General features: G+C 38.9%; 1 pseudogene. It reads left to right on the top strand.

From position 1 onward, the window contains the following. Nucleotides 1-1508: pseudogene (locus K357_RS09800) on the top strand (hypothetical protein); the annotation flags it as partial.

Here is a 1508-nt window from a genome sequence, read left to right as displayed (position 1 = left end):
TCCAATACTACATTGCCAAAAGATATGACCACCATAAAGGCGGATCAAGCAGCGAGCCAAGGCCAATTAAAAGAAGTGTTGGATAATGCTGTGAAGTATGATAAAAAACAAGATGGTACCGTAGATACAAGTAGCATTACCTTAGAAGGCGGTAACGATGGTACAGTTATCAAGAATGTAAAAGCTGGTGATGTGTCTGAAAACAGTAAAGAAGCTGTCAACGGTAGTCAATTGTACAAGACCAACCAAGGTTTTGATGTGTACATTAAAGACAATACTGATGACAATAGATTTAATGTAAAATTAGGCGACGATACAAAAGACGCTTTCGGTTTCGATGCAGGTAACGGCCTTGCGATTACACGTACTGGTAAGAAGATTAGCTACGCCTTACAAGATGACGTTTCAATTGGTAAAGCTGGACAAGATGGTAAGGACGGTAAAATCACTGTCAATGGTAAAGACGGCGAATCGGTTACTATCAAGGGTAAGAATGGCGAAATCGGAATTCAAGGACCAAAAGGTGATGATGGTAAGTCGAATAGCGTTACTATTTCTGGTAAAGACGGTACAATTGGAACAACTGGCAAAGATGGTAGTTCTGTTGTATTGAACGGTAAAGACGGATCCATCGGTATCAAAGGTAAAGATGGTAAGAATAAAGTAGACATTACCACTGGAGATAGTAAAGTAGGTCTTGACGGTACGGATGGCGAAACACGTATTATCGTTAAAGATGGTAATAAGAACAATGAATTGGCAACCATGAATGATGGGTTGAAATTCAAAGGCGATGATGGCACAGCGGTAGGCGTAAAACTAAATAATCAAGTGAATATCGTTGGCGGCGCTAAAATTGTTAGAGATCATGAAACCATCACCAACTTGACCGACAATAATATTGGTGTAGAATCTATTGCTGATGAAGCAGACGGAACGAATGCGAAGATGAAGATCCGTTTGGCGAAGAACCTTTCTGATTTAGAAAGCATTACCTTTAACAGTAAAGATAAAACAAATCCAATGGTAATTGATGGTGCAGGACGTACTATTAAAGATATAACTACTATTAATTTCTTGAAGGATGGAAAAAATAATTCCATTACTGGACTTTCCAATGTGACATGGCCAGATAAGGACCAAAGAGGCACTGATTTCGATGTATCTAAGGCGGCTACACAGGGACAAATTCAAGATGTAGAAAATGCAGTAGATGAAAAGTTGAAGAAGAGCAATCAAGGCTTTGATATTCTAGTAGGCGAAGATACAGAAGATCATCGAGCTAATATCGCCTTAGGTAAAGATAAGAAAGAAACTGTTGAATTTGCAGCAGGCAATAGCCTTGATGTTACTTTGGATAAGGATAATAAGAAAGTTATTTACTCCTTGAAAGATGACATCACAGTCGGCAAAGAAGGACAACCTGGACAAGCTGGCAAAGATGGCAAGGTTACTGTAAATGGTAAAGACGGTGAAAAGGTTACTATTGATGGTAAAGATGGTAAGAT

It is taken from the genome of Veillonella montpellierensis DSM 17217 (genome assembly GCF_000426745.1).
GTDB classification, from domain to species: Bacteria; Bacillota; Negativicutes; order Veillonellales; family Veillonellaceae; genus Veillonella; species Veillonella montpellierensis.
Note: the sequence above shows the minus strand (reverse complement) of the source record. Positions and strands in the feature narration are given on the sequence as shown.